General features: G+C 57.8%; 20 protein-coding genes. 18 read left to right on the top strand and 2 right to left on the bottom strand.

What is annotated here, in order from left to right:
• Positions 1-7 precede the first annotated feature (7 nt).
• The 18 genes from nuoE to AB1E42_RS09910 all read left to right on the top strand — a co-directional run bounded on the left by nuoE (position 8) and on the right by AB1E42_RS09910 (position 17834).
• A complete protein-coding gene (nuoE, locus tag AB1E42_RS09995) occupies positions 8-1054 on the top strand; it encodes an NADH-quinone oxidoreductase subunit NuoE (RefSeq protein WP_368344097.1) in 1047 nt (348 codons plus the stop codon).
• A 43-nt stretch (positions 1055-1097) separates the two neighbouring features.
• Positions 1098-1322, top strand: coding sequence for a DUF5337 domain-containing protein (locus tag AB1E42_RS09990; protein WP_368344096.1), 225 nt, complete (start codon positions 1098-1100; stop codon positions 1320-1322).
• A gap of 4 nt (positions 1323-1326) precedes the next feature.
• A complete protein-coding gene (gene nuoF / locus AB1E42_RS09985) occupies positions 1327-2607 on the top strand; it encodes an NADH-quinone oxidoreductase subunit NuoF (protein WP_368344095.1) in 1281 nt (426 codons plus the stop codon).
• Between the two features lie 166 nt (positions 2608-2773).
• The gene (locus AB1E42_RS09980) at positions 2774-3169 is read left to right on the top strand and encodes a DUF5333 domain-containing protein (RefSeq protein ID WP_368344094.1); all 396 of its coding nucleotides are present in this window, start codon (positions 2774-2776) and stop codon (positions 3167-3169) included.
• Positions 3170-3324: 155 nt separating this feature from the next.
• Positions 3325-5343, top strand: a complete 2019-nt coding sequence (gene nuoG, locus AB1E42_RS09975; protein ID WP_368346407.1) for an NADH-quinone oxidoreductase subunit NuoG — start codon at positions 3325-3327, stop codon at positions 5341-5343.
• A 5-nt stretch (positions 5344-5348) separates the two neighbouring features.
• Entirely contained in the window at positions 5349-5741 is a 393-nt protein-coding gene (locus AB1E42_RS09970) for a hypothetical protein (protein ID WP_368344093.1), read from the top strand.
• Between the two features lie 10 nt (positions 5742-5751).
• Positions 5752-6792 carry an NADH-quinone oxidoreductase subunit NuoH gene (nuoH, locus tag AB1E42_RS09965; protein WP_368344092.1) on the top strand — a complete coding sequence of 347 codons (1041 nt, stop codon included), beginning with the start codon at positions 5752-5754 and terminating at the stop codon, positions 6790-6792.
• Between the two features lie 3 nt (positions 6793-6795).
• Positions 6796-7290 (top strand): NADH-quinone oxidoreductase subunit NuoI, encoded by a 495-nt coding sequence (gene nuoI / locus AB1E42_RS09960; protein WP_368344091.1) that lies wholly within the window; start codon positions 6796-6798, stop codon positions 7288-7290.
• Complete coding sequence (locus tag AB1E42_RS09955; RefSeq protein WP_368344090.1) at positions 7287-7688, top strand: carboxymuconolactone decarboxylase family protein; 402 nt, start codon at positions 7287-7289, stop codon at positions 7686-7688. Before nuoI ends, AB1E42_RS09955 begins: the two co-directional genes overlap by 4 nt.
• Positions 7685-8293, top strand: a complete 609-nt coding sequence (locus AB1E42_RS09950; RefSeq protein WP_368344089.1) for an NADH-quinone oxidoreductase subunit J — start codon at positions 7685-7687, stop codon at positions 8291-8293. Before AB1E42_RS09955 ends, AB1E42_RS09950 begins: the two co-directional genes overlap by 4 nt.
• Before the next feature lie 40 nt (positions 8294-8333).
• A complete protein-coding gene (nuoK, locus tag AB1E42_RS09945; RefSeq protein ID WP_368344088.1) occupies positions 8334-8639 on the top strand; it encodes an NADH-quinone oxidoreductase subunit NuoK in 306 nt (101 codons plus the stop codon).
• A gap of 6 nt (positions 8640-8645) precedes the next feature.
• Positions 8646-10718 carry an NADH-quinone oxidoreductase subunit L gene (nuoL, locus tag AB1E42_RS09940; RefSeq protein WP_368344087.1) on the top strand — a complete coding sequence of 691 codons (2073 nt, stop codon included), beginning with the start codon at positions 8646-8648 and terminating at the stop codon, positions 10716-10718.
• Entirely contained in the window at positions 10718-12259 is a 1542-nt protein-coding gene (locus AB1E42_RS09935) for an NADH-quinone oxidoreductase subunit M (protein WP_368344086.1), read from the top strand. Before nuoL ends, AB1E42_RS09935 begins: the two co-directional genes overlap by 1 nt.
• 12 nt (positions 12260-12271) lie before the next feature.
• On the top strand, positions 12272-13708 hold the full coding sequence (gene nuoN / locus AB1E42_RS09930) for an NADH-quinone oxidoreductase subunit NuoN (RefSeq protein WP_368344085.1): 1437 nt from the start codon (positions 12272-12274) through the stop codon (positions 13706-13708).
• Between the two features lie 67 nt (positions 13709-13775).
• Positions 13776-14462, top strand: a complete 687-nt coding sequence (locus AB1E42_RS09925; protein ID WP_368346406.1) for a biotin--[acetyl-CoA-carboxylase] ligase — start codon at positions 13776-13778, stop codon at positions 14460-14462.
• 10 nt (positions 14463-14472) lie between these two features.
• On the top strand, positions 14473-15246 hold the full coding sequence (locus tag AB1E42_RS09920) for a type III pantothenate kinase (RefSeq protein WP_368344084.1): 774 nt from the start codon (positions 14473-14475) through the stop codon (positions 15244-15246).
• The gene (locus AB1E42_RS09915; protein ID WP_368344083.1) at positions 15243-16910 is read left to right on the top strand and encodes a ribonuclease J; all 1668 of its coding nucleotides are present in this window, start codon (positions 15243-15245) and stop codon (positions 16908-16910) included. Before AB1E42_RS09920 ends, AB1E42_RS09915 begins: the two co-directional genes overlap by 4 nt.
• Before the next feature lie 90 nt (positions 16911-17000).
• Entirely contained in the window at positions 17001-17834 is an 834-nt protein-coding gene (locus AB1E42_RS09910) for a hypothetical protein (RefSeq protein ID WP_368344082.1), read from the top strand.
• A 3-nt stretch (positions 17835-17837) separates the two neighbouring features.
• On the opposite strand, the gene AB1E42_RS09905 is transcribed toward AB1E42_RS09910, so the two are convergent.
• Complete coding sequence (locus tag AB1E42_RS09905) at positions 17838-19274, bottom strand: DEAD/DEAH box helicase (protein WP_368344081.1); 1437 nt, start codon at positions 19272-19274, stop codon at positions 17838-17840.
• 178 nt (positions 19275-19452) lie between these two features.
• Positions 19453-21048, bottom strand: a complete 1596-nt coding sequence (locus AB1E42_RS09900; RefSeq protein ID WP_368346405.1) for a peptide chain release factor 3 — start codon at positions 21046-21048, stop codon at positions 19453-19455.
• Positions 21049-21091: the final 43 nt, after the last annotated feature.

Below are 21091 nucleotides of genomic sequence, written 5' to 3'. Positions count from 1 at the left end.
CGATCTGATGCTTCGTCGTCTCTATCATGAACAGCCCGAGAGCTTTGCCTTTACGCCCGAGAACCAGAAATGGGCTGAGGCGCAGATCACGAAGTACCCAGAAGGCCGCCAAGCCTCTGCGATTATTCCGCTCCTGTGGCGGGCGCAGGAGCAGGAGGGCTGGTTGAGCCGCCCTGCTATCGAAGCGGTCGCGGATATGTTGGGCTTGGCCTACATTCGTGCGCTGGAAGTGGCTTCTTTCTACTTCATGTTCCAGCTTCAGCCGGTGGGCAGCGTGGCGCATGTGCAGGTCTGCGGGACGCTGTCCTGCATGATTTGCGGCGCGGAAGATTTGATCGCTGTGTGCAAGGAAAAGATCGCTGATAAGGCGCATGTCGTTTCGGCTGATGGGAAGTTCAGCTGGGAAGAGGTCGAGTGCCTTGGCGCTTGTTCGAACGCGCCGATGGTGCAAATCGGCAAGGATTACTACGAGGATCTGACAGCGGAACGGTTTGCCGAAATCCTCGATGAACTGGCCGCTGGCAAGGTGCCGACGCCCGGCCCGCAGAACGGACGCTATGCAGCGGAGCCGTTGAAGGGGCTGACCAGCCTGACGGATCATGAAAGCGGGCGGCAGCAGTTCAACGCATCGGCCCAGTTGGCAAAGGACATTGGCGATACCGTCAAGCGGATTGACGGCACCGAAGTGCCAATACTGACACCGTGGCTGGACAAGAGCAAAGCGACAGCCAAGAAGCCGGTAGCGAAGAAAGCTGCGGCACCGAAGGCCGCCAAAGCGCCAGTTGAGACAGCTGATGAAGCGAAGGTGGCTGCGAAAAAGCCCCGTGTCCTGAAAGCGGCGCGTAAGGCGGGCGCGGACGATCTGAAAAAGATCACCGGATTGGGACCGAAGATGGAAGAGACGCTCAACGGGTTGGGCATTTTTCATTACGACCAGATTGCAAAGTGGTCGCCGGCGGAGGTTGCATGGGTTGACGATGCCGCCAAAGCACGCGGGCGCATTGAGCGTGATGGCTGGGTTGATCAGGCCGCTGCGCTGGCTGGCGGTAAGTAATTAAGGAGTAGCCGTCGCCGGAGGGCGGGGGCGGAAAACGAGGATGGCGCAGAACAGAGATCAGGAACTGGCACAGGCTGGGCGGCGCGCGGCGCTGCTGATGGCTGGAACGGGGATCTTCTGGATTGTCGCTATTTATGCAGGATCGGAGTTGGGCTTGTCCGGACGGGTACGGGCGCTCTTTGATCTGATGGCTCTGGCCGGTTTTGGCTGGGCGTTGTGGATGACATATGACATCTGGCGGAAGCGTCAGAAGGACAAAGGGTAAGGCCATGCTCAAGGATCAGGACCGGATTTTTACCAATATCTACGGTATGCATGAGCGCACGCTGAAAGGCGCGCAGGCGCGTGGGCATTGGGATGGCACTGGCGCGATCATCAAGAAAGGCCGCGACTGGATCATCGACGAGATGAAAGCATCCGGTCTGCGCGGCCGTGGTGGTGCGGGCTTCCCGACAGGCCTAAAGTGGTCTTTCATGCCGAAGGAAAGCGATGGGCGTCCGTCCTATCTGGTAGTGAACGCCGACGAATCCGAGCCGGGCACCTGTAAAGACCGCGAGATCATGCGCCATGACCCACATACGCTGATCGAAGGCTGCCTGATTGCCAGCTTCGCGATGAATGCGCATGCCTGCTACATTTATATTCGTGGCGAATACATTCGTGAGCGCGAAGCGCTTCAGGCGGCGATCGACGAGGCCTATGACGCGGGCCTTGTGGGCAAGAATGCTGCCGGATCGGGCTGGGATTTTGACCTCTACCTGCATCACGGTGCCGGTGCTTACATCTGTGGTGAGGAAACCGCGCTGCTTGAAAGCCTTGAAGGCAAGAAAGGCATGCCGCGGATGAAGCCGCCGTTCCCTGCGGGCGCTGGCCTTTATGGGTGCCCGACCACGGTGAACAACGTGGAATCAATTGCTGTTGTGCCGACGATCCTGCGCCGTGGGGCGAGCTGGTTCTCGGGATTTGGGCGTGCAAATAACGCGGGCACCAAGCTGTTTGCGATCTCGGGTCATGTGAACAATCCATGTGTCGTCGAAGAAGAGATGTCGATCACGTTTGAGGAATTGATCGAGAAGCATTGCGGTGGCATCCGTGGTGGATGGGACAATCTGAAAGCGGTTATCCCGGGTGGGTCTTCTGTGCCGTGCGTGCGCGGTGAGAAGATGAAAGACGCGATCATGGATTTCGATTACCTGCGGGGTGAGCTTGGCTCCGGCCTTGGCACCGCTGCGGTGATCGTGATGGACAACTCTGTCGATATCATCAAGGCGATCTGGCGGCTTTCGAAATTCTACAAGCATGAAAGCTGCGGCCAGTGCACCCCTTGCCGTGAAGGCACCGGCTGGATGATGCGTGTCATGGAGCGCTTGGTGCAGGGCAATGCATCGGTTGAGGAGATCGACATGCTGTTCGACGTGACCAAGCAGGTTGAAGGCCATACGATCTGTGCGCTGGGTGATGCGGCGGCGTGGCCTATTCAGGGCCTTATCCGCAATTTCCGCGACGAGATCGAAGACCGGATCAAAGGCAAGGCGCTCGCCGCCGAGTGATCTTCGGGAATGCTGTATGAAACGCCCTTGTCCCAGACAGGGGCGTTTTGCATTTGGGGTAGGGTTTTCGCACAAGGATATTGAATATCAAACGGCAAAGACCGACATTCGCTCCATGAGCAGGCATCATAACATCACAAATTTGAGGGCCGTCGCGGGCGCTGGTATGGCGGTTGCAATCGCTGCATTGCCTATGGTGGCTGTCGCGCAGACCGTCGAGAGCGGGAAGAAGCCGCTCTCGCAAGTGTTTGAAATCAGGGAAGGTTTGATCGCGACGGGAATCGCCTACGAAATTTCTGAAGTGTGCCCCGATATCCGCGCGCGGATTGTGCGCGGTGTGTTTTATCTTGCCGAACTGGAGCAGAAGGCGCGGCAAATGGGCTATTCCAAGGAAGAGGTTTCGGCGTTCATCGCTGACGATGTGCAGAAGGATGCATTGGAGGAGGTCGCCCGCGCGCGGCTTGCCGATTTGGGCGCAATTCCGGGTGATGTTGCGAGCCATTGTGCGGTTGGCGCGCGTGAGATCGCGGCTGAAAGTCAGATTGGACGCTTGTTGCGCTGAAAATGATTGGCCTCGGAGGCAAAATTTCCTGCTAATTTGGGCATGAAGCGCCTTTCATCGGGCGCGTTAGCACGTTAGAAGGCCCCGACTGCAAACGACCTGTGATGTCCCAAGCGGCTGACGCAGGTCATGCAAACGGGAACGATAGGCTGGCCATGTCTGATCTGCGCAAAATCATCATCGATGGAAACGAGCTGGAAGTACCAGGGAGCATGACCCTGATTCAGGCCTGTGAACAGGCGGGAATCGAAGTGCCCCGCTTCTGCTATCATGAGCGGCTGTCGATTGCCGGTAACTGCCGCATGTGCCTTGTTGAAGTTGTTGGCGGCCCGCCGAAGCCCGCCGCCAGCTGCGCCATGCAGGTGCGTGATTTGCGGCCTGGTCCTGAGGGGCAGCCGCCCGTCGTGAAGACCAATTCGCCGATGGTGAAGAAGGCGCGCGAAGGCGTGATGGAATTTCTGCTGATCAACCACCCGCTGGATTGCCCGATCTGCGATCAGGGTGGCGAGTGTGACCTGCAAGATCAGGCGATGGCCTATGGCGTCGACTTTAGCCGTTTCCGCGAGCCGAAGCGGGCGACGGAAGATCTCGATCTTGGGCCGCTCGTTGAAACCCATATGACCCGCTGCATTTCCTGCACACGTTGCGTGCGCTTCACCACCGAGGTCGCTGGCATTAGCCAGATGGGCCAAACGGGCCGTGGCGAGGATGCGGAGATCACCAGCTATCTGGGTGAGACGCTCGAAAGCAACATGCAGGGCAACATCATTGATCTGTGCCCCGTCGGTGCGCTGGTATCGAAACCCTACGCATTTACAGCGCGTCCGTGGGAGCTGACCAAGACCGAATCCATCGACGTGATGGACGCGCTTGGCTCGAACATTCGTGTGGACACGAAGGGGCGCGAAGTGATGCGCTTCCTGCCGCGCAACCATGACGGCGTGAACGAGGAATGGATTTCCGACAAGACGCGCTTTGTTTGGGACGGACTGCGGCGCCAGCGTTTGGATACACCCTACATTCGTGAGAACGGCAAGCTGCGCAAGGCGAGCTGGGGGGAGGCGCTTGCAGCTGCCGCCGCCGCGATGAAAGGTAAGGCTGTTGCTGGCCTCGTGGGTGATTTGGCGCCTGTCGAAGCGGCGTTTGCGCTCAAGCAGATGATCGAAGGCATGGGTGGGCGCGTTGAGTGCCGGACGGACGGCGCGAAGTTGCCTGCCGGAAATCGCTCGGCCTATGTCGGCACTGCAGCGATCGAAGACATTGATAGCGCCAAGTTTGTGATGCTGGTGGGAACCAACCCGCGCACTGAGGCGCCGGTTCTGAATGCGCGTATCCGCAAGGCATGGCTCGCTGGTGCGCAGGTTGGCCTGATCGGCGAAGCTGTTGATCTGACATATGATTATGCACATTTCGGCACGGGACGTGATGAATTGGCCCGCGCGAAATCGTCGCTCGCCAAGGACGCCGAGGGCGCTGATAGCGTGGTGATCGTGGGGCAGGGCGCGCTGCGTGAGGCCGATGGTGAAGCTGTTCTGGCCGAGGCAATGGCGCTGGCTGAAGCATCCGGCTCCAAACTGATGGTGCTGCACACGGCTGCTGGCCGCGTTGGTGCGATGGATGTGGGAGCTGTGACTGCAGGTGGCATGGATGCTGCCATTGAGGGTGCGGAGGTGATCTATAACCTCGGTGCTGATGAAGTTGAGATCGCTGACGGTGCATTCGTCATCTATCAGGGTAGCCATGGCGACCGTGGTGCGCACCGTGCGGATATCATCCTGCCGGGTGCCGCCTACACCGAGGAAAACGGCCTGTTCGTGAACACCGAAGGCCGCCCGCAATTAGCGATGCGTGCGGGCTTTGCGCCGGGTGACGCCAAAGAAAACTGGGCGATCCTGCGGGCGCTTTCTGCCGAACTGGGCGAGACGCTGCCGTATGACAGCCTTGCGCAGCTGCGTCAGGCTCTGGTCGCAGCCGTGCCGCATCTGGCTGAGATCGACACCGTACCGGAGAATGAATGGACGCCGCTGCCGGCGAAGAAGCTTGGCAAGGCGGACTTCCGCAACGCGGTGAGCGACTTCTACATGACCAACCCGATCGCGCGGGCCAGCCAATTGATGGCTGAACTTTCGGCCAATGCCAAAGCGCGCGCCTCAGCAAAGATCGCGGCGGAGTGATTTGATTGCGGCTCGTCCTCATATCGCTTTTAGCCCTCGCGGGGTGTGCGGCGTCACAGGCGCCGGATACCGCCGCGCGGGCAGCGTTCGACCCCTCTTACGAGGGGGTCGAGACGCGGCTGATGGATGGGGATTTGGTCAATTTCAAGGTGGCGATGCGCGGCGCGCGCAACGCAGAGGACGTGGCCCGCTACGCGGAATGCGCGGCGGCCCAATACACGCTGATCCGCGGTTACGGATTTGCCCGTCATGTGCGCACGAATGTGGCGCAAGAGGCTGGCATATGGTCAGCGGATGCTGTTTACACCATCTCGCCGGCGCTGCCGCGCGGGCTCAAGACAATAGACGCCGAGGTGACAGTGGCCGATTGTGCGGCCACAGGCGTGCCGACGATATGAGGGAACGAACATGGTAGAGTTTTTCACCACGACAAATCTCGGGATCGTGCTGCTGACTCTGGGTCAGATCCTGTTGCTGATCCTGCCTTTGTTGGGGGCGTTGGCGTTCCTGATGTATGCCGACCGCAAGGTCTGGGCTGCTGTGCAGATGCGCCGTGGTCCGAACGTGGTTGGCCCGTTTGGCTTGTTGCAGTCGTTTGCTGACCTTCTGAAATATGTGTTCAAGGAGATCGTCGTTCCTGCGGGTGCGGATAAGACAGTGTTCTTCCTCGCGCCGATGATCTCCTTCGTTCTGGCGCTGATCGCTTGGGCGGTGATCCCGTTCAATGACGGTTGGGTGCTGGCGGATATCAACGTGGCGATCCTCTATGTCTTCGCGATTTCCTCTTTGGAGGTTTATGGCGTCATTATGGGGGGCTGGGCGTCGAACTCGAAATACCCGTTCCTCGGCTCGCTACGCTCAGCGGCGCAGATGATCTCTTATGAAGTGTCGATCGGCCTGATCATCATTGGTGTGATTATCTCCACTGGCTCGATGAATTTTGGCGATATCGTCAATGCGCAGGACGGTAATGCGGGCCTGTTTAACTGGTACTGGGTTGCGCATTTCCCGATGCTGTTCCTGTTCTTCATTTCGGCGCTGGCCGAAACGAACCGCCCGCCGTTTGACCTTCCGGAAGCGGAATCGGAATTGGTTGCTGGCTACCAAGTGGAATATTCCTCTACGCCGTTCCTGTTGTTCATGATCGGTGAATTGACCGCTGTTGTGCTGATGTGCGCGCTGGTGTCGCTGCTGTTCCTTGGCGGCTGGCTGTCGCCCATTCCGGGCCTTCCAGATGGCGTGATCTGGATGATCCTGAAAATGGTGTTCTGCTTCTTCATCTTCGCGATGGTGAAGGCGATCACCCCGCGCTACCGCTACGACCAGTTGATGCGCCTTGGCTGGAAAGTCTTCCTGCCGATGTCGCTGGCATGGGTCGTGATCGTGGCGTTCCTTGCGAAATTTGAAGTTCTCGGCGGCTTTTGGGCACGCTGGACGATCGGAGGCTGATAGATGACGCAGATCGACTATGGCCGTGCGGCCAAATACTTCCTTCTCGCTGATTTCATTGCGGGCTTTAGGCTGGGGTTCAAATACTTCTTTGCACCGAAGGCCACGCTGAACTACCCGCATGAAAAGGGACCGCTGAGCCCGCGTTTCCGTGGTGAGCATGCGCTGCGCCGTTATCCGAATGGTGAAGAGCGTTGTATCGCCTGTAAGCTGTGCGAAGCGGTTTGCCCCGCGCAGGCGATCACCATCGATGCTGAACCGCGTGAGGATGGCAGCCGCCGGACAACGCGCTACGACATCGATATGACGAAGTGCATCTACTGCGGTTTCTGTCAGGAAGCATGTCCGGTGGATGCGATTGTTGAAGGGCCGAACTTCGAGTTTTCGACCGAGACGCGCGAGGAGCTTTACTACGACAAGGACAAGCTGCTGGCTAACGGTGAACGTTGGGAAGCAGAGATTGCGCGTAACCTTGAAGTGGACGCACCGTACCGATGAGCAACCCGACGAACCCTTTTGAGGCCATGATGAAGGCAGGGCAGGACTGGGCGAAGGCGCTCAATCCGGCGCTGGAATCCTTCACGCCCAAAGGATTCGAAGCGATGTGGCCGACGATGCCTAAGGACATGATGGAGTCTGTCATGGGCAAGACGTTCAACCCCGAAGGGTTGGACGCCAAAACACGGCTGTTGCTGACACTGGCGGGACTGACGGTGCTGGGTGCGCAGGCGGAAGCGCAGATCCGCATTACCGTGCGCCATGCCCGCGAGGCAGGGGCCACGAAACAAGAGATTGCCGAGACCATCGCGCAGATGGGTATGTTTGGCGGTATTCCGGCGATGACCAAGGCGATGGAACTCGCCAATGAGGTCATGGAAGAGGACGAGGACCAATGACCGTAGCCGATTTCATCTTTTATGTATTTGCGCTGAGCACTTTGGTAGGCGGGTTGTTCACCGTGGTGAGCCGCAACCCTGTGCATTCGGTGCTGTGGCTGATCCTTGCCTTCCTGTCATCAGCGGGCTTGTTCATCCTGCTCGGCGCTGAGTTCGTCGCCATGCTGCTGATGATCGTCTATGTCGGCGCGGTGGCGGTGCTCTTCCTCTTTGTGGTGATGATGCTCGACGTCGATTTCGCTGAGCTGAAAGCCGAGATGACGAAATACATGCCGCTGGCGCTGTTGATCGGGGTGATCATTCTGATGCAGCTGGCGCTCGCGTTCGGGGCATGGGGCTATTCGGATGGCATCGAGACACGTTTGGCGGCACCCGTTGACGGTGGCATCCAGAATACGGCGGGGCTGGGAACGCTCCTTTATGACAAATACTTCATGCTCTTCCAGCTGTCGGGTTTGATCCTGCTGGTGGCGATGATCGGGGCGATTGTGCTGACCTTGCGGCACCGTCAGGACATCAAGCGGCAGGATATCCTTGCCCAGATGTACCGCGATCCGGCCAAGGCTATGGAGCTGAAAGACGTGAAACCGGGGCAGGGCCTCTAAACAATACGACCGCGACACAAAAGACGCTGGGACAGACGATATGATCGGAATTGAACATTACCTTACCGTAGCGGCGGCGCTGTTCGTCATCGGGATCTTCGGGCTCTTTCTGAACCGGAAAAACATCATCATTTTGCTGATGTCGATCGAACTGATCCTGTTGTCGGTCAACATCAACTTCGTTGCCTTCTCCTCGTTCCTTGGCGACCTCGTCGGGCAGGTGTTCACCCTGTTCGTGTTGACGGTTGCTGCGGCAGAGGCGGCGATTGGATTGGCGATCCTCGTCTGTTTCTTCCGCAACCGCGGCACCATCGACGTTGAAGACGTCAACGTGATGAAAGGCTAACGACCCATGGAAACGATTATTCTTTTCGCGCCGCTCGTTGGAGCCTTGATTGCCGGTTTTGGATGGCGGATCACTGGCGAGAAAGCCGCGCAGTGGATTACGACGGGGCTTCTGTTCCTTGCAGCGCTCCTGAGCTGGATTGTGTTCCTTGGCCATGATGGTGTTACGGAGCAGATTCAGATCCTGCGCTGGATCGAAAGTGGCACGCTGAGCACCGATTGGGCGATCCGCCTCGACCGCTTGACCGCGATCATGTTGATCGTGATCACTACGGTTTCGGCGCTCGTGCACCTGTACTCCTTTGGTTACATGGCGCATGACGAAAATTTTGCCGATGACGAGAGCTATCGCCCGCGGTTCTTTGCGTATCTGTCGTTCTTCACCTTTGCGATGCTGATGCTCGTGACATCTGACAACCTCATTCAGATGTTCTTCGGCTGGGAAGGTGTGGGTGTTGCCTCCTACCTGCTGATTGGCTTTTACTTCCGCAAGCCGAGCGCCAATGCTGCGGCAATCAAGGCATTTGTCGTCAACCGTGTTGGTGACTTCGGCTTTGCGTTGGGGATTTTCGGGCTGTTCATGCTGACGGACTCGGTGCGCTTCGAAGATATCTTTGCAGCGGCACCTGCGCTGGCTGAAACTGAAATCAGCTTCCTTTGGGCAGAGTGGAATGCAGCAAACCTGCTGGCTGTTCTGCTGTTCATCGGTGCGATGGGTAAATCGGCGCAGTTGATCCTGCACACATGGTTGCCTGACGCGATGGAAGGCCCAACGCCTGTTTCGGCGCTCATCCACGCGGCGACGATGGTGACGGCGGGTGTGTTCCTCGTTTGCCGGATGTCACCGCTGTTTGAATTTGCACCGGAAGCGAAGCAATTCGTCGTCTTCCTCGGTGCGACGACCGCGTTCTTTGCGGCGACTGTTGGCCTTGTGCAGAACGACATCAAGCGGGTGATCGCATATTCGACCTGTTCGCAGTTGGGCTACATGTTCGTTGCAGCTGGTGTTGGCGTTTACTCGGTGGCGATGTTCCACCTGCTGACGCATGCGTTCTTTAAGGCGATGCTGTTCCTCGGTGCCGGTTCGGTTATCCACGGGATGCACCACGAACAAGATATGCGAAACTATGGCGGCCTGCGGAAAAAGCTGCCGCTGACCTTCTGGGCGATGCTGATCGGGACGCTGGCGATTACCGGCGTTGGTATCCCGCTGACAGGTTGGATCGGTTTTGCCGGATTTGCCTCAAAAGACGCGGTGATTGAGAGCGCGTTTGTCGGCAGTGCGGGTGGATATGCCTATTGGATGCTCGTCATCGCGGCGCTGTTCACGTCTTTCTATTCTTGGCGTCTGATGTTCCTGACGTTCTGGGGCGAACCACGCGGCAACAAGCATACGCATGACCATGCGCATGAAAGCCCGACCGTTATGATCGTGCCGTTGGGTGTGCTGGCGCTTGGCGCGATTTTCGCTGGGGCGATCTGGTATGGCAGCTTCTTTGGCAAGACCAACGAGGTGGTTAAATTCTTCGGTGGAAAATACGGCGAGCCTGCGCATGAGCTGGTCGAGACCGTTGCTAAGCGCAGCCCGAAGGCATCTGAGCTGCACTATGTCATGGAGAGCAAACCGGGTGAGGCCGCGATTTATATCGCGCCAGAGAATACCGTACTCCATGAGGCGCATTATGTCCCGACATGGGTGAAGCTCTCCCCGTTTGTCGCTATGGTCATTGGTTTCCTGACGGCCTTCCAGATGTATATCCGCCGCCCCGATCTGCCTGCGAAGCTCGCGGAAAATCAGCGGCCGCTGTACCTGTTCCTGCTGAACAAGTGGTACTTTGACGAGATTTACGACTTCATCTTTGTGCGTCCCGCAAAGGCGCTTGGCCGCTTCTTGTGGAAGCGTGGCGACGGTGCGGTGATTGATGGCGGCATCAACGGGCTCGCGATGGGTATCATTCCGTTCCTGACACGCATCGCTGGCCGCGCGCAGTCCGGCTACGTCTTCCACTATGCCTTTGCCATGGTGCTGGGTATCGCAATTATTCTGACCTGGGTGACGATCTCCGGGGGAGCGAACTAATGGATAACCTTCTTTCCATCACGACCTTTATCCCGCTCCTTGCGGCTGCCATCCTTGCGGTTTTCTTGCGCGGTGAGGACGAAGCGGCACAGCGTAATGCGAAGTGGGTCGCAATGATCGCGACGGTGGCAACATTCCTTGTATCGCTGTTCATCCTGTTCGGATTTGACCCTGAGAATACCGGCTTCCAGTTCGTGGAAGAGGCCGAATGGCTGCTGGGCATGCAATATAAAATGGGCGTTGACGGGATTTCCATCCTGTTCGTGATGCTCACTACCTTCCTTATGCCGCTGGTGATCTGGTCCGCGTGGGATGTGAAGGTGCGCGTCAAGGAATACATGATCGCGTTCCTCATTCTGGAAACGCTGATGCTGGGCGTGTTCATGGCGCTCGATCTGGTGCTGTTCTACCTGTTCTTTGAAGCGGGCCTGATCCCGATGTTCCTGATCATCGGGATCTGGGGCGGGAAGGATCGTATCTACGCGGCGTTCAAGTTCTTCCTCTATACCTTCCTCGGATCGGTGCTGATGCTCGTTGCGATGGTGGGCATGTTCGCGGATGCGGGGACGACCGATATCACGGCGCTGTTGACGCATAATTTCGGCTCGGAAAGCTTCGACCTTCTTGGTATCCACGTCGTCGGTGGTATGCAGACGATCCTGTGGCTGGCATTCTTTGCCTCGTTTGCCGTCAAGATGCCGATGTGGCCCGTGCATACCTGGCTGCCCGACGCGCACGTTCAGGCGCCGACGGCCGGATCCGTTGTTCTGGCGGCGATCCTGCTGAAGATGGGTGGATACGGCTTCCTGCGCTTTTCGTTGCCGATGTTCCCTGTTGCTTCTGACGTTCTTGCGCCGCTGGTGTTCTGGATGTCGGCCATCGCGATTGTTTACACAAGCCTCGTTGCGCTGGTGCAGGAGGACATGAAGAAGCTCATCGCTTATTCATCGGTTGCGCATATGGGCTATGTCACGATGGGCATTTTCGCAGCAAACCAGCAGGGGATCGACGGGGCCATCTTCCAGATGCTCAGCCACGGCTTTATCTCTGGCGCGCTCTTCCTCTGTGTGGGGGTGATTTATGACCGGATGCACACCCGCGAGATTGATGCCTATGGTGGCCTTGTAAACAGGATGCCGGCTTACGCCTTGATCTTCATGTTCTTCACTATGGCGAACGTCGGCTTGCCGGGTACCTCGGGCTTTATTGGGGAATTCCTGACGCTGATGGGGATTTTCCAGGTGAACACTTGGGTTGCCGCATTCGCGACGTCGGGTGTGATCTTGTCGGCTGCCTATGCGCTGTGGCTCTATCGCCGCGTGGTAATGGGCGATCTGATCAAAGAGAGCCTCAAGGCGATCACCGATATGACAGGCCGCGAAAAGATGATCTTTGCGCCGCTCGTTGTGATGACCCTGTTGCTGGGTGTCTATCCGGCGCTGGTGCTTGATATCATTGGACCGAGCGTGGAAGCGCTGATCGGGCAGGTGGATATGGCACAGGCCGCCCACGCAGCCGCAAACCAACTTGCCGCGCAATAAGGAGCGACGGACATGATCTCTACTGACCTTTCGATCATTCTGCCTGAGATCGTGCTGTCGATCTTTGCGATGGTTGCGTTGATTGTGGCGGTCTACACCGCCAAGGACAAACTTGCACCGATGTTGACATGGCTGACGGCTGCTGTGTTCGTCCTCCTCGCGTTTTGGATCGGGACAGGCGGCGACGGCACGAAAGTCGCGTTTGAAGGTGCGTTTGTTGATGACGGTTTCGCCCGATTTGCCAAGGTCACCATTCTCCTGTCGGCGGCGGCTGTTCTGGTGATGAGCCTCGACTACCTTGAGAAGCGCGACCTGTTGCGCTTCGAATATCCGATGCTGATCGCGCTCGCCACGGTGGGTATGATGGTCATGGTTTCCGCCGGCGACTTGATGGCGCTTTACATGGGCTTGGAGCTGCAATCGCTGTCCCTCTACGTTGTGGCCTCATTGCGCCGCGACAGCGCGAAATCGACGGAAGCCGGTCTGAAATACTTTGTGCTTGGTGCGCTGTCCTCCGGCCTGCTCCTTTACGGCGCGTCGCTGACTTATGGCTTCTCGGGAACGACGCTGTTCTCGGGGATCATCGAAGCAGCGGGGCATGAGCCTTCGCTCGGCCTGATCTTTGGCCTTGTTTTCTTGATCTCGGGCTTTGCGTTCAAAGTATCCGCCGCGCCGTTCCACATGTGGACGCCGGACGTTTACGAAGGGTCGCCAACGCCTGTGACCGCGTTCTTCGCGACTGCGCCGAAGGTGGCGGCGATGGCCTTGTTTGCGCGCGTTGTGCATGACGCCTTTGGCGGAAATGTTGGTGACTGGCAGCAGATCATTGCCTTCCTTGCCGTTGTTTCGATGTTCCTTGGTGCAATTGCTGCGATCGGACAGACGAACATTAAGCGCCTGATGGCCTATTCCTCCATCGCGCATATGGGCTTTGCGCTCATGGGGTTGGCAGCTGGCACGGCATTCGGTGTTCAGGCGATGCTGATCTATATGGCGATCTATGTGACGATGAATATCGGCACCTTTGCCTTCATCCTCTCAATGGAGCGGGACGGGCGCCCGGTCACGGATATTGCGTCGCTCAAGATGTATTCCCGCAATGAGCCGCTGAAGGCGCTAGCGATGCTGGTTCTTTTGTTCAGCCTTGCCGGTGTGCCGCCGATGGTCGGCTTTTTCGGCAAGTTCTATGTGCTGCGCGCCGCTTATGATGCTGGTTTGGCATGGCTCGCTATCGCGGGTGTTGTGGCATCGGTCATAGGTGCGTTCTATTACCTGCGGATCGTCTACTTCATGTATTTTGGAGAGTCGGAAGAGCCTTTGGACGGGCAGATGTCACCTGCGCTGTGGGGCGCGTTGATGATCTCGGCTGCTGTGATGGTGTTCGGGGTGATCAATCTGTTTGGCATTGAGCCGCTGGCAGCAGCGGCGGCGGAAACGCTTGTCAACTGACGCGGATAAAGACGTGTTCTGGCCCGCCAGTTTCGCGCGGGTCATCCTCGACGAAACGGACAGCACCATGGCCGAGGCCCGCCGCCGTGCCGAGGCGGGCTTAACTCAACCGCTCTGGATCATGGCGCACAGGCAAACTGCTGGGCGCGGGCGCAGGGGGCGGAGCTGGGCTGCCGGTAACGGCAATCTGGCTACAACGCTTGTGTTTAGACCTTATTGCACCGCGGCTGAGGGCGCGCGGCGCTCATTCCTTGCAGCTAATGCCCTGTTCGAAGCTTTAGCGATCTACATTGATCGCAGCCGCTTATCGCTCAAATGGCCGAATGATGTTTTGCTGAACGAAGGTAAAGTTGCGGGTATTCTGCTGGAGAGCGCTGGCAATGGGCCGTTCCTCGACTGGCTGTCGATTGGGATCGGTGTGAACCTCAGCACGGTGCCGGAAGGTATCGAGAACGCGTCCTTCGGGCCGGTGAGCCTGAGCGGTGAGGGCGGCGACGAGGTAAGTGCGGAGACTTTTCTTTCAGTTCTTGCTTCAAGCTACGCAACGCAAGAGGCGAAACTGGAGAAATTCGGTTTTGCGCGTATTCGCGAAGATTGGCTGCGGCATGCGGCGCGGTTGGGTGATGTGATCACTGCGCGTACCGCCAGAGAGGAAATTCGCGGCGTGTTCGACACGATTGACGACGATGGAAACCTGATCCTGATCACTGGCACCGGCCCGAAATCCATTCCGGCCGCCGATATATATTTCTAGGAACTGACGGATGCTTTTGGCGATTGATTGCGGCAATACGAATACTGTCTTTTCGCTATGGGACGGCGAAAAGTTTGCGGTGACTTTCCGCACGTCTACGGAACATCAGCGCACCGCGGACCAGTACTTCGTGTGGTTTTCCACGTTGCTTGCGCATCACAAGGTTGATGCCGATATTCGTGATATCGTGATCTCCTCCACTGTGCCGCGCGTGGTTTTTAACTTGCGGGTATTTGCTGATCGTTATTTCGGACTGCGCCCGTTGGTGGTCGGCAAGCCGGAATGCAAGTTGCCGGTGGAGCCGCGCGTCGATTTTGGAACGCAGGTGGGGCCTGACCGCTTAGTGAATACGGCGGGTGCATTCGATCGGCACGGTGGTAATCTGATCGTGGTCGATTTTGGCACGGCGACAACTTTCGATGTGGTTGACCACGATGGCGCCTATGTAGGCGGGGTGATTGCGCCGGGGGTCAATTTAAGCCTTGAGGCGTTACACCAAGCCGCTGCCGCATTGCCGCATGTTGATGTGACCAAGCCGACCAATGTGATCGGCACCAATACCGTGGACTGCATGCAGTCTGGTATTTTTTGGGGCTATGTGGGGCTTGTGCGCGGCGTATGTGAGCAAGTTATTGCGGAACGTGGCGCGCAAATGACTATTATCGGGACTGGAGGGCTTGCGCCTTTGTTCGCGCAAGGAGATATGCTCTTTGACCATATTGAAGACGATCTGACGATGCATGGATTGCGGGTCATCAGCCAATTCAACAAGGATAACCAATGAGCAGTGAAAGATTGATCTACCTTCCCCTAGGCGGGGCGGGCGAGATTGGGATGAACGCCTATGTTTATGGCTATGGCGCACCGGATCGGGAGCGGCTGATTGTGGTCGATCTTGGGGTGACGTTCCCCGATATGGACGGATCACCCGGTGTGGATCTGATCTTCCCTGATATTGCGTGGCTGGAAGCGCGTAAGGACCGCATTGAAGGGATCTTTATCACCCATGCCCACGAGGACCATGTGGGCGCGATCGGGCATATTTGGGAACGGCTGGGCGCGCCGGTTTACGCACGGGTCTTTACCGCCAATATCGCGCGGCGCAAGATGGCAGAAGCCGGCCAACCAGAAAGCGCCGTTGAAACGGTGCAGGCGTGGCCGGAAACGGTCAAGGCTGGTCCGTTCACCGTGGGATTTTTGCCGGTGAGCCATTCCATCCCCGAAAGCGCGGGACTGGTGATCGACAGCCCAGATGGGCGCCTGGTGCATACGGGGGACTTTAAGATCGACCATACACCCGTGGTTGGCGATCCGTTCGATGAGGCACTGTGGGCCAGCGTGGCGAAGGACGGCATCAAAGCGTTGGTATGCGATTCTACAAACGTGTTTTCTCCGCATGCGGGGCGCTCGGAGGCGGGCCTTGCAGAACCGCTTGAAGCGCTGATGCGCGAGGCAAGCGGGATGGTTGTTGCAACGACGTTTGCATCGAACATTGCGCGCTTGAAAACGCTGGCGATTGCCGGTCGAAACGCGGGTCGGTCGGTTTGTCTGCTTGGGCGGGCCATGCGGCGGATGACGGAAGCGGCGATTGAAACCGGTCTGTTGAACGGATTCCCACCAACAATTTCCCCTGAGGATGCGCAATCGGTGCCGCGCGAGAACCTGCTGCTTCTTGTGACGGGATCTCAGGGAGAGAGACGCGCGGCGAGCGCGCAGCTGTCGCAGGGCAAATACCTCGGGCTGCGGTTGAAAGAGGGTGATACATTCCTCTTTTCGTCCAAGACGATCCCCGGAAACGAGAAAAGCGTGATCCGCATCATGAACAACCTCTCCGAGATGGGTGTGGATGTGATTGATGATGCCGGTGGAAAATACCATGTATCCGGCCATGCGAACCGGCCCGACCTCGAAAAGATGCATGACATCATGCGGCCGCAAATGCTGATCCCTATGCACGGGGAACATCGCCATTTGCGCGAGCATGTGAAGATCGCCGAGGCCAAAGGCATGACAGGTGTTGTTGCTGTCAATGGCATGATGATCAACCTTTCTGGCAACGCGCCCAAGGTTGAGGAATATGTCGAGACGGGGCGGACCTATCTCGATGGTGCTGTGCAAGTTGGGGCATTGGACGGGATCGTTCGCGACCGCATCCGGATGGCGCTGAACGGTCATGTTGTGGTGACCTTGATCATGGATGAGGAGGACGAACCGCTCGGTGATCCGTGGTGCGAGGTTATGGGGCTTGCCGAGGTAGGACGGGGTAATGCGCCGTTGGTGGATGTGCTTGAGGCAGATCTGGCGCAGTTCCTTGCGCGGGCAAAGGACCGGACCTTGATGGACGACGAGCGCTTGGAAAAAGAGCTGAAAAAGATCGTGCGTCAGACAGCCCAGAACGAGATTGGCAAGAAGCCCGAGGTTACCGTTGTGGTAAGCAGGTTGAGCTGACGTCTCATTCGCGACCAAAGCGATGTCGCGTTAGGTGGAGACGGTAGGCTGAGTGCGGCGTTTCCTTCCCTTACAGAGGGAGGGAAACAGATGGGTGCACATCAATATATTTCGCTTGAGCGATATCCGATCCATGACGCTGAGAAGCGGCAGGAGATTGTTGCTCAGGTGCGGCAGAGCCTGAGGCAAGATGGCTGCGCGGTTGTCAAAGGGTTCCTGACCGAAGCTGGCGTGGCGGCATTGCGTGCCGAAGCCGATGCGGTGGCGCATTTGGGGCATCATAGCCGCAACCGCACCAACGCTTATTTTTCAAAAGATGATCCGGCGCTGCCCGAAAGCCATCCGGTGCGGCGTTTCTTTGACCGTTCAAACGCCTTCATACCCGCCGATAACTTCCTACCGGATGGGCCGCTGCGCAGCGTGCATGATTTCCCGGGCTTTGATGCCTTTATTCAGGAATGTCTCGAAGAGGAGGCATTCTATCGCTACGCCGATCCTTTGGCTGATGTGATCGTCAACACGGCGGGCGAGGGCAACGGCTTTCCTTGGCATTTCGACACGAACAACTTCACCGTGACACTGGCCATCCAAAACGCGGAAAGTGGCGGTGAGTTCGAATATGCACCGAACATTCGCAAAGACGACGAGAATTTCGATGCTGTGGCGAAGGTGCTTGATGGCACGTCTGACAGGGTTGTGTCATTGCGATTGGAACCGGGTGATTTGCAACTGTTTCGCGGCCGATATTCGCTGCATCGTGTGGCGCCGCTGAAGGGCGCAACGCCACGACATGTGGCGATCTTCTCCTATGTGGATCAACCAGACATGGTAGGTGCGCCAGAGCGGACGAGGCAGCTTTATGGCCGCGTTCTGCCCATTCATCTTGAACGGGCAGGGCTGCGGAGTGACGCGCTGATCGACTGATCTTTAGGAGGAGCGGCGCTCGGAAAAGCTGAGGCGGATGAAGGCCGGAGCGTCGTCGCCCATGCCAACAACGCGATCGCGATTGTTGTCTTGGCGTCCGCGACCGCGGTTTTTACGCTCCGCCGGTTCGGCCTTTTTCTCAGGCACGGCCGCATCACTGGTGGCTGTTTCTTCCGCTGGTTTGGCGGTGGCGGTTTCTTCGGGAGCTTTCTTCCGAGAACGGCTGCGCTTGGGCTTTGCTTCTGGCGCTTTTTCGGGCTGTGGCGAGGTCACTTCCGCTTCCGTGGCCGTGCCGAGCGGGTTCTCCATCACCGGAATGGTCATTTGGACGAGGCTTTCAACAGCCTCGAAATATTTCTGGTCGCGCGGAGAGCAGATCATCACGGCCGCGCCTTTGCGGCCTGCACGACCAGTCCGCCCGATGCGGTGAACATAGTCCTCGGCATGCGAAGGCACGTCGTAATTGAACACATGGCTCACGGCGGGAATGTCGAGGCCGCGGGCGGCTACGTCAGAGGCGCAGAGAAAATGCACATTGCCTTCACGGAAGCCATCCAAGGTCTTCATGCGTTGACTTTGATCGAGGTCACCATGAATGGGCGCGGCGTTATAACCATGCTTTATCAGAGACTTGGCGACGATATCGACATCAATTTTACGATTGCAGAAGATGATCGCGTTGGTGCAGCTCTCGCCTTCGCCGTCGATCATGGCGCGTAGAAGCGCGCGCTTTTCTTTATCGGCGCGGTCGCGGCGGGAGGGTTTGAAATGGACCACACCTTGGCGGATATTTTCGCCGGTGGTCGCTGCGCGGGCGACTTCAATTCGTGCTGGCGCGGAGAGGAATGTATTGGTGATCCGCTCGATTTCTGGCGCCATCGTGGCGGAGAAGAACAGCGTTTGGCGCGTGAATGGGGTTAGGCCGAAGATGCGCTCGATATCGGGGATAAAGCCCATGTCGAGCATCCGGTCGGCCTCATCTACGACCATGATCTGAACACCGGTCAGCAGGAGCTTACCACGTTCGAAATGGTCCAGGAGACGGCCTGGTGTGGCGATCAGAACATCGACGCCACGGTCGATGAGAGCGTCCTGTTCCTTGAAGCTGACACCCCCAATGAGGAGCGCCTTGGTCAACTTGGAATATTTCGCGTAGGTGTCGAAGTTCTCTGCGACCTGAGCGGCCAGTTCGCGCGTCGGGCACAGAACAAGGCTGCGTGGCATGCGGGCGCGAGCGCGACCACGATGCAGCATGGAGATCATCGGCAAGGTGAAGCTTGCGGTTTTGCCGGTGCCTGTTTGGGCGATTCCGAGAACATCGCGCCCTTCGAGAGCGGGGGGGATGGCCCCTGCCTGAATAGGGGTCGGTGTCTCGTATCCAGCTTCGGATACGGCTTTTAGAACCTTCTTATCGAGGTTCAAGTCATTGAATTGGGTCATTGATACCTTTCGCGTGTTTGCGGCGTCAGGGCCGCTTTGTCACGCGGCCAGCCTCTGGCCGGATTGCCGGAGGCGCTAATATTGAGGCTGTGTTACGCCTCTGGCACGAAGAGGTCAAGAAACACGCCAAGTTGGAGTATTTTGGCGGTGGTTTGTGGTTTTCAAGCCGCGCTTGGTGCTAGACCATCATTTCTTTCGTCGCTGAGAGGGTGACATCGGGGTAGTCGCGCGACACACGGTCAATATCCCATTGCAGGCGGGTGAGGTATACAAGATCGCCGTCATTGTCCGTGGCGATATGCTGCTTATTCGCCTGCACGAAGGCATCGACCTTGGGCTTTGGGCCAGAAACCCAGCGTGCGGAGGTGAATTGTGACCCCTCAAAGCGAACGGGAAGGCCGTATTCCAGCTCGATCCGGCTAGCGAGCACCTCGAACTGGAGTGCACCGACGACGCCGACGATAAAGCCCGCACCGATGGTAGGCTTGAAAACCTTCGCCGCGCCTTCTTCTGCGAACTGCATCAGTGCTTTTTCGAGGTGTTTTGCCTTCATTGGATCGCCTGCACGACAGTTTTGCAGCAATTCAGGCGCAAAGGAGGGGATGCCGCTGACTTTGAGTTGTTCGCCCTCTGTCAATGTATCGCCGATCCGCAGCTGACCATGATTCGGGATGCCGATGATATCGCCAGCCCATGCTTCATCAGCCAGTTCGCGATCGGAGGCGAGAAACAGCACGGGGTTGGTGACGGCCATTGGCTTTTTCGACCGGACATGAAGAAGCTTTTGACCACGGGTGAAGTGACCGGATGCGAGCCGCACGAAAGCAACGCGGTCACGATGTTTCGGGTCCATGTTGGCCTGCACCTTGAATACGAAACCTGCGACCTTCTTTTCTTCTGGCGCAATTTCGCGCGGCTCGGCCTTTTGGGGTTGTGGTTCAGGCGCATAGGCGCCGATGCCGTCCATCAGCTCCTTGACGCCGAAGGAGTTGATCGCAGAGCCGAACCAAATTGGCGTCATGGAGCCATCGAGCACCGCTTGGGGATCAAGGGTGGGTAGAAGCTCGCGCGCCATCTCGACTTCCTCGCGCAGCTTTTCGAGCTGGGCTGCGGGGATGTGTTCAGCCATTTTGGGGTCGTCGAGGCCATTGATCTGGATCGAGTCGGCGACTTTGTTGCGGTCGGCGCGATCCATCAGTTCCAGCCGGTCATTGATCAGGTCGTAGCAGCCGAGGAAATCGCGGCCCATGCCGATCGGCCAGCTTGCAGGCGTCACGTCGATCGCGAGGTTTTCCTGTATTTCGTCGATGATTTCGAAGGTATCGCGGCTTTCGCGGTCCATCTTGTTACAGAAGGTCAGGATCGGCAAATCGCGCAGGCGGCAGACTTCGAAGAGTTTCTGGGTCTGGCTTTCGACGCCTTTGGCACCATCGATCACCATGACCGCTGCGTCAACTGCGGTCAGGGTCCGGTAAGTATCCTCGGAGAAGTCCGAGTGGCCGGGCGTATCGACGAGGTTGTAGCGCAAATTGCGAAAGTCAAAGGACATCGCTGAGGCCGAGACGGAAATGCCGCGGTCCTTTTCCATCTGCATGAAGTCTGAACGGGTGCGCCGTGCTTCGCCTTTCGCGCGGACCTGACCGGCCATTTGAATCGCCCCACCGAAGAGCAGGAACTTTTCGGTAAGGGTGGTTTTGCCTGCGTCGGGGTGCGAGATGATCGCGAATGTCCGGCGGCGGGCGATTTCGGGCGGAAGGGTCGGGCGATTTGTCATGACGTCCCTATAGGCGGGCGTTTGGAAAAGGGCAATTGGCGTG

This window comes from Pelagovum sp. HNIBRBA483 (assembly GCF_040931995.1).
In the GTDB taxonomy this organism is placed as follows: Bacteria; Pseudomonadota; Alphaproteobacteria; order Rhodobacterales; family Rhodobacteraceae; genus JAEPMR01.
The sequence above is the reverse complement of the archived record's forward strand: the minus strand, read 5'-3'. Positions and strand labels throughout refer to the sequence as shown.